7 protein-coding genes are annotated in these 6,928 nt (G+C 74.9%); 6 read left to right on the forward strand and 1 reads right to left on the reverse strand.

Annotated features, from left to right (window positions below; genetic code table 11):
• Positions 1-80: 80 nt before the first annotated feature.
• The gene (locus ACFY4A_RS01810) at positions 81-1,139 is read right to left on the reverse strand and encodes a Gfo/Idh/MocA family protein (protein ID WP_390827430.1); all 1,059 of its coding nucleotides are present in this window, start codon (positions 1,137-1,139) and stop codon (positions 81-83) included.
• A gap of 110 nt (positions 1,140-1,249) precedes the next feature.
• On the opposite strand from ACFY4A_RS01810, the gene ACFY4A_RS01815 reads away from it, so the two are divergent.
• The 6 genes from ACFY4A_RS01815 to ACFY4A_RS01840 all read left to right on the forward strand — a co-directional run bounded on the left by ACFY4A_RS01815 (position 1,250) and on the right by ACFY4A_RS01840 (position 6,800).
• Positions 1,250-2,557 (forward strand): multidrug effflux MFS transporter, encoded by a 1,308-nt coding sequence (locus ACFY4A_RS01815; protein ID WP_390827431.1) that lies wholly within the window; start codon positions 1,250-1,252, stop codon positions 2,555-2,557.
• The gene (locus tag ACFY4A_RS01820) at positions 2,506-3,693 is read left to right on the forward strand and encodes a serine hydrolase domain-containing protein (RefSeq protein WP_390827432.1); all 1,188 of its coding nucleotides are present in this window, start codon (positions 2,506-2,508) and stop codon (positions 3,691-3,693) included. The genes ACFY4A_RS01815 and ACFY4A_RS01820 overlap by 52 nt, the downstream gene beginning before the upstream one ends.
• Positions 3,694-3,785: 92 nt before the next feature.
• A complete protein-coding gene (locus tag ACFY4A_RS01825; protein WP_390827433.1) occupies positions 3,786-4,007 on the forward strand; it encodes a hypothetical protein in 222 nt (73 codons plus the stop codon).
• 205 nt (positions 4,008-4,212) lie between these two features.
• Positions 4,213-5,208, forward strand: a complete 996-nt coding sequence (locus ACFY4A_RS01830; RefSeq protein WP_390827434.1) for a small ribosomal subunit Rsm22 family protein — start codon at positions 4,213-4,215, stop codon at positions 5,206-5,208.
• A gap of 93 nt (positions 5,209-5,301) precedes the next feature.
• Positions 5,302-5,919, forward strand: a complete 618-nt coding sequence (locus ACFY4A_RS01835) for a TetR/AcrR family transcriptional regulator (RefSeq protein WP_390827435.1) — start codon at positions 5,302-5,304, stop codon at positions 5,917-5,919.
• A gap of 143 nt (positions 5,920-6,062) precedes the next feature.
• The gene (locus ACFY4A_RS01840) at positions 6,063-6,800 is read left to right on the forward strand and encodes a bifunctional DNA primase/polymerase (protein ID WP_390827436.1); all 738 of its coding nucleotides are present in this window, start codon (positions 6,063-6,065) and stop codon (positions 6,798-6,800) included.
• Positions 6,801-6,928 lie beyond the last annotated feature (128 nt).

Consider the following 6,928-nt stretch of genomic DNA (forward strand, 5'->3'; position numbering starts at 1 on the left):
AGCGTACGAGGACGGTCCGCCACGCGGAATCCACTGTCCGCCATACGGATGTCCGCCGATGCCCGCCGACGTCGCGCGGCTCAGGCGAGCGCGGCCTCCCGGGCCTGGCCGGCGTCCGGTCCGCCCGCCTCCCCCGGATACCGCACGCCGATCCGCTCCCGCACCGCGTCCAGCGTCCGCATCACCGCCAGGGTGCCCGCCAGCGGCACGAGCGGCGACTCCGTCTCGCCGGCGCGCAGGGCCCGCATCACCTCCCGTGCCTCGTGCCGCAGGCTGGTGCGCGGCCCGTCGGCCGGGTCCGCGGTGAACTCCTCCGGCTCACGGCCGTGCCGGCGCAGGACGAAACGCTCCGGGTGGAAGAAGCCGGAGGGCACGTCGATCCGGCCCTTGGAACCGGTGACCGAGGCGCAGGTCGCCGTGGAGCCCGTGATGGAGCAGTGCAGCTGGGCCAGCGCGCCGCCGTCCCAGGAGAGCAGCGCGCCGGTCTGGAGGTCGACGCCCTCCGTGGAGAGCACCGCCCTGGCCGTGACGTCCGACGGCTCGCCGAGCAGCAACTGCGCGAACGACACCGGGTAGACGCCGAGGTCCAGCAGCGCCCCGCCGCCCAGGTGCGGGTCGCGCAGCCGGTGCGAGGGCGGGAAGGGGCCGGCGAGCCCGAAGTCGGCCTGGACGGTGCGTACTTCGCCGATCGCGCCGTCATCGACCAGTGCCTTCAGCCGCCGTACCAGTGGATTGCAGTACATCCACATGGCCTCCATCAGGAACCGGCCGTGCTCCCGGGCGAGGGCGACGAGTTCCTCGGCCTGCCGCAGGTTCAGCGTGAACGGCTTCTCGCACAGCACGTTCCGCCCGGCCGCCAGGCACAGGCCGGCGGCCGCCCGGTGAGCCGCGTGCGGGGCGGCGACGTAGACGACGTCGATGTCCGGGTCCTGGGCGAGCGCATCCCAGTCGCCGTAGGCCCGCGGGATCCCGAACCGCTCCGCGAACGCCTTCGCCGGCTCCTCGGCGCGCGAGGCCACCGCCACGACCTCGGCGTCCGGCAGGTCCACCAGGTCCGCGGTGAACGCGGCCGCGATCTGGCCGGTCGCCAGAATCCCCCAGCGCACCGTCTGCTCCGCCACCCCGGACACTTCCGACATCCCGGACCCCACCCTCGCTCACGCGTTCCTCGGCACGGCGTACGAGCTGAGAGCATAGGCGGCGGATCAGCGGGAGAGGGCCGGAGAGGGCCGTAGTGGGAGGGACAGACATGTCGGAGGGTGGGGCGCCGGCACCGCACGCGCCGGAGACGGCCGTACCGGAGCGGGGACTCGCCGGACCACCGGCGCGCGCGGCCCGCCGTGCCGGGCTGCTGGTGACCCTGATCCTCGGCGGGCTGACCGCGACGCCCCCGCTCGCGATGGACATGTACCTCCCCTCCCTGCCGGAGGTCACCCGGTCCCTGCACGCCCCGGCCGCCACCGTCCAGCTCACGCTGACCGCCTGCCTGGCCGGCATGGCGCTCGGGCAGCTGGTGGTCGGCCCCATGAGCGACCGGTGGGGGCGCCGCCGCCCGCTGCTGGCCGGGCTGGCCGTCTACGTCCTCGCCACCGCACTGTGCGCGCTCGCCCCGAACGTCGAGACGCTGGTCGCCTTCCGGCTGGCCCAGGGCCTGTCGGGCGCGGCCGGCATCGTGATCGCCCGCGCGGTCGTCCGGGACCTGTACGACGGCGTGGCCATGGCCCGCTTCTTCTCCACCCTGATGCTGATATCCGGGGTCGCCCCGATCGTGGCGCCGCTGATCGGCGGGCAGATCCTGCGGGTGACGGACTGGCGGGGCGTGTTCGTCGTCCTCACGGTGGTCGGGGCACTGCTGGCCGCGGTCGTCTGGGCCCGGCTCCCGGAGACCCTGCCGCCCGCCCGCCGGCACGGCGGCGGGGTGGGCGAGGCGCTGGGCTCGATGCGCGGGCTGCTCGCCGACCGCGCCTTCAGCGGGTACCTGCTCGCGGGCGGCTTCGCCTTCGCCGCGCTGTTCGCGTACATAGCCGCCTCGCCGTTCGTGATCCAGGAGATCTACGGCGCCTCCCCGCAGACGTACAGCCTGCTGTTCGGGCTCAACTCGGTCGGGCTGGTCATCGTGGGCCAGATCAACGGCCGGGTGCTGGTCGGCCGGGTCCGCCTGGACCGGGTGCTGGCCGTCGGCCTCGCCGTGGTCATCCTGGCCGCGACCGGCCTGCTGCTGATGACCACGGGGGTCTTCGGGGGCGTGGGCCTGGTGCCCGTGGCCGCCGCGCTGTTCGTGCTCATGTCCGCGATGGGCGTCACCCTGCCCAACACCCAGGCGCTCGCCCTGATGCGCACCCGGCGGCACGCCGGTTCCGCGTCCGCCCTGCTCGGCACGTCCTCCTTCCTCATCGGCGCGGTCGCCTCCCCGCTGGTCGGGATCGCCGGGGAGCACACCGCCGTGCCCATGGCGCTGGTCCAACTGGCGGCCGCGCTGGTGGCGCTGGCCTGCTTCATGGGAATGTGCCGTCCCTGGAAGCCGCGTGCGGCCGAGAGCGTGCAGGAGGAGAGCTGAGCGCACCGAGACTGCGCGGGGACACACCGGAAAAGGCCGGACTGGACCCCGCCGAGCTGCGTCACCTCGTCCGCGAGGTCCACGACCTCACCATCGGGGAGCACCCCTGGGCGGCGGGCGCCGTCGTGATCGCCGGGCGCGGCCCGGTGGTGGCCGTCGCCGAGGCGGCGGGCTGGGCGGTGCGGTACGCGTCCTACGACCCCGTCACCGACCGGGGTGTCGAACTGCCGCCCGCCCAGCGGGTGCCGATGACCGTGGACACGCCGTTCGACCTGGCCTCCCTCACCAAGCTGTTCACCGCGGTCGCCGCCGTGCAGCAGATCGAGCGGGGCACGCTGGGCATCGACGCGCGGGTGGGGGCGTACCTGCCGGAGTTCCGGGCGGCCGCCGCGCACGGCGTCACCGTACGGCAGCTGCTCACCCACACCTCCGGGCTGCGCCCCGAACTCCCGCTGTACGACTGCCCCGACGACGCCGCCCGGTCGGCGATGCTGCGCGCGGAGGCCCCGGTGGGCGTGCCCGGCACGTACACCTACTCGGACCTCAACCCGCTGCTGCTCCAGCACGTCCTGGAGCGGGTCACCGGCCGCCCCCTGGACGTCCTGGTCCACGACGGGATCACCCGCCCGCTGGGCATGGCCTCGACCCGCTTCGGCCCGTGCCCCGGCGCGGCGGCGACCGAGGACCAGCGGCGACCGTGGGCCAAGGCGGACCGGGGGATGCTGCGCGGTGAGGTCCACGACGAGAACGCCTGGGCGCTGGGCGGTGCGGCCGGGCACGCGGGCCTGTTCTCGACGGGCCCCGACCTGGCGGTCTTCTGCCGCGCGCTGCTCGCGGGCGGCTCCTACGGCCCCGCCCGGATCCTGGGCCCCGACTTCGTCGAGCTGCTGCTCGCCCCGCCGGGCCTGGGCTTCGCCGTGGACCAGCCGTGGTTCATGGGCGAACTGGCGGGCGGCGGAGCGGCGGGCCACACCGGCTTCACCGGCACGTCCCTGGTCCTCGACCCCGCCACGGACACCTTCCTGGTGCTCCTGGCCAACACGGTCCACCCCCGCCGACGCCCCCCGGCGAACGCCCCACGGGCGGCAGCGGCGACCCGGCTGGCCCGAGCGGTCCGGGGGGCCCGCCGGGCCTGAGGGGCGTGGGCGGTTGGGGGTGCGTGGCGGCGCTTGAGAGACGAGGGCGAACACCGCGTAGAGGGCCGTCAGGGCCTCAGCGAGGTCGCGGTTTGCACGGTGTGGCGACCGGTTACCCATGCGGAACTCCGGAGGTCGCCTGCAGCCGCAGGGCCACCACCGCGGCGGCGGCGCACGCGATGCTCTCCAAGAAGCCCGTCGAGGTCTGTCTGTCCCGCCGCACTGTGGGTGGGAGCGGGGTGGCGACCCGGGCCGCAGCGGACAATGCTGCCGTCCGCGCGACCCTGCGCATCGCCGCGCCCCTGCGGGCCTAGTGGTGTACCGGGACTTGGTCGGGTTCGGGCAGGCGGTCCCTTGAGGGGCTTAGGTGATTCGAGGTGCGTAAGGGAGCTTGAGGGGCATCAGTGTCTTTCGGGGTATGCGCCGGAGCTCGAGGGCCCTGGCCGGTTGGGGCCGCCGGCCGGACGTGAGAGACGCGAGCGGGTCCGGGCAGCCCTCCGGACCTGAGAGAATCGCACGGTGAACGACGCCGTACCCACGTCGGAGACCCTCCGCGCCGCGCTCTCCGGTCTGCTCGACGGACTGCCGCCCCGGCAGGCCGCGGGCGCCGTGGAGCGGCTGATCGCCAACTACCGGGGGAGCACCCCGACCGACGCGCCGATCCTGCGCGACCGCGCGGACGTGGTCGCGTACGCCGCGTACCGGATGCCGGCCACCTTCGAGGCGGTGCGCTCGGCGCTGGAAGCGTTCGCGGAGGCCGTGCCGGAGTGGACGCCCGGCAGCCACACCGACGTCGGCGGCGGCACCGGCGCCGCCGCGTGGGCCGTCGGCGCCACCTGGGACGGGACCCGGCCGGTGACCGTGCTCGACTGGGCCGAGCCCGCGCTCGCCCTCGGCCGGGAGATCGCCGAGGCCGACCCGGCCCTGCGCGACGCCCGTTGGCAGCGCGCCCGGATCGGCGCGGCGCTCACCCTCGACGACACCGACCTCGTCACCGTCTCCTACGTCCTGGGCGAGCTGACCGAGCCCGACCGCGCGGCCGTCGTGGACGCCGCCGCGGCCGCCGCCCGCGCCGTCGTGGTCGTCGAGCCCGGCACACCCGACGGCTACGCCCGCGTCATCGAGGCCCGGGACCGGCTGATCGCGGCCGGCTTCCAGGTCGCCGCGCCCTGTCCGCACAGCGCCGCCTGCCCGATCGTGCCCGGCACCGACTGGTGCCACTTCTCGGCCCGCGTCAGCCGGTCCTCCCTGCACCGGCAGGTCAAGGGCGGCTCCCTCGCCTACGAGGACGAGAAGTTCAGCTACGTCGCCGCCACCCGCTTCCCGGTCGTCCCGGCCTCCGCGCGCGTCGTCCGCCGCCCCCAGATCCGCAAGGGCCAGGTCCTGCTGAACCTGTGCACGCCCGACGAGGGCCTGCGCCGGGAGACGGTCACCAAACGCCACGGCGACCTGTACAAGGCGGCCCGCGACACGGACTGGGGCGACCCCTGGCCACCCCCGGACCCGACGCGCTAGCAACCGGCCCCGGCACACAGGCGGGGCGCGGACCCGCACGGTTCGGGAGGAGCGGCGAGACGCGCCGTCTCACCTCCCTGCTACCGTCGGCGCATGCCCGACAAGCCCGCCCCCGACGCCAGCCGCCGCAGTGAGAAGTCCCGCCGCGCGATCTACGCCGCCGCGCTCGCGCTCGTCGCCGAGACCGGGTATCCGAAGACCACGATCGAGTCGATCGCAGCGCGGGCCGGGGTGGGCAAGCAGACGATCTACCGCTGGTGGACCTCGAAGGCGGACGTGCTCATGGAGGCGTTCCTCGACCTCGGCGAACAGGCGGCGGCCCGGCAGGGGGACGGGCAGCCGTACGGGATCCCCGACACCGGTGACCTCGCCGCCGACCTCAAGGCCGTCCTGCGCGCCACCGTCGACGAACTCTTCGACCCGGCGTTCGAGGCGCCCGCCCGGGCCCTGGCCGCCGAGGGCGTGGTGAACGAGCAGCTCGGCCGGCAGTTCGTGGCCAAGCTGCTCCAGCCACAGCTGGAGCTCTACGTCCGCAGACTGCGCTCGGCCCAGGACGCCGGCGCCGTACGCCCCGACGTCGACCCGCGGATCGCCCTGGAGTTCTTCGTCTCCCCACTCGCCCAGCGCTGGCTCCAGCGCACCGCGCCGATCTCCTACGAGTACACCGACACCCTCGTCGACTACGCGCTGTACGGGCTCGCGCCGCGCTGAGCGCCGCCGCGGCCACCCCGGATGCGGGCACGGCCACCCCGGATGCGGGCACGGCCACCCCCGGTTGCGGGCTCCGGCCCCCCGAGGCGGAGGATGGTGGGACCATGGGACATGCTGTCCACACCAGCGAGGTCAGGGGATAGATGAGCGCGGAGTTCGGCGACCGCACCGGCCGGCAGGGCAAACTCACCAGGTGGCTGTGGGGACGCCGCCCCAAGGAAACCGCCGGCGACGGCGGTCGTGAGGGCCTGCTGCTCGCCGCCGCCACCGCGGGACTGCCCCTCGCGCCCGCCGCGCACCCGGCCACCGGATACGGCTGCTCCTGCGACCGCGTCGGCTGTCCCACGCCCGCCCGGCACCCGGTGTCGTTCGCCTGGCAGACGCAGTCGACCACCGACCGCGCCCAGATCGAGCGCTGGGCCCGGCACCAGCCGCAGGCCAACTTCATCACCGCGACCGGAATGGTGCACGACGTCCTCGACGTACCCCTGGAAGCCGGCCGCGAGGCCCTCGAGCGGCTGCTCGCGGAGGGCGTCGAGGTCGGTCCGGTCGCCGAGAGCGACGACGGCCGCATGCTGTTCTTCACCCTCACCCGCGGCACGCCCGAGGACGAGGACGAGTGGTGGCCCTGCGAGCTGGACTGCCACCCGGAGACCATGGACGAGCACCCGGGCCTGCGCTGGCACTGCCGCGGCTCCTACGTCCTGGTACCGCCGGCCCGCCTGCCCGGCGACGACGATCAGCAGGTGCGCTGGCTGCGCGGCCCCGAGCACGCCCTCCCGGACCCCCTGAGCCTCCTGGAACCCCTCACCGACGCCTGCGCCCGCCACGCCGCCCAGGAGCCGGACACGCACTCCACGTCCTGGCCCCTGCACCACTGAACGCCCGACGGCCGAACCCCCCGGGCCCGCTGCGCGGCCCCGAGCACGCCCTCCCGGACCCCCTGAGCCTCCTGGAACCCCTCACCGACGCCTGCGCCCGCCACGCCGCCCAGGAGCCGGACACGCAC

The sequence above is a fragment of the Streptomyces sp. NPDC001292 genome, from assembly GCF_042896465.1.
Classification (GTDB): domain Bacteria; phylum Actinomycetota; class Actinomycetes; order Streptomycetales; family Streptomycetaceae; genus Streptomyces.

What these genes read in the sequence shown, in the direction of transcription:
- ACFY4A_RS01810 (WP_390827430.1), bottom strand. Translation starts at nt 1,139, where the DNA reads ATGTCGGAAGTGTCCGGGGTGGCGGAGCAGACGGTGCGCTGGGGGATT.
- ACFY4A_RS01815 (WP_390827431.1), top strand. Translation starts at nt 1,250, where the DNA reads ATGTCGGAGGGTGGGGCGCCGGCACCGCACGCGCCGGAGACGGCCGTA.
- ACFY4A_RS01835 (WP_390827435.1), top strand. Translation starts at nt 5,302, where the DNA reads ATGCCCGACAAGCCCGCCCCCGACGCCAGCCGCCGCAGTGAGAAGTCC.
- ACFY4A_RS01840 (WP_390827436.1), top strand. Translation starts at nt 6,063, where the DNA reads ATGAGCGCGGAGTTCGGCGACCGCACCGGCCGGCAGGGCAAACTCACC.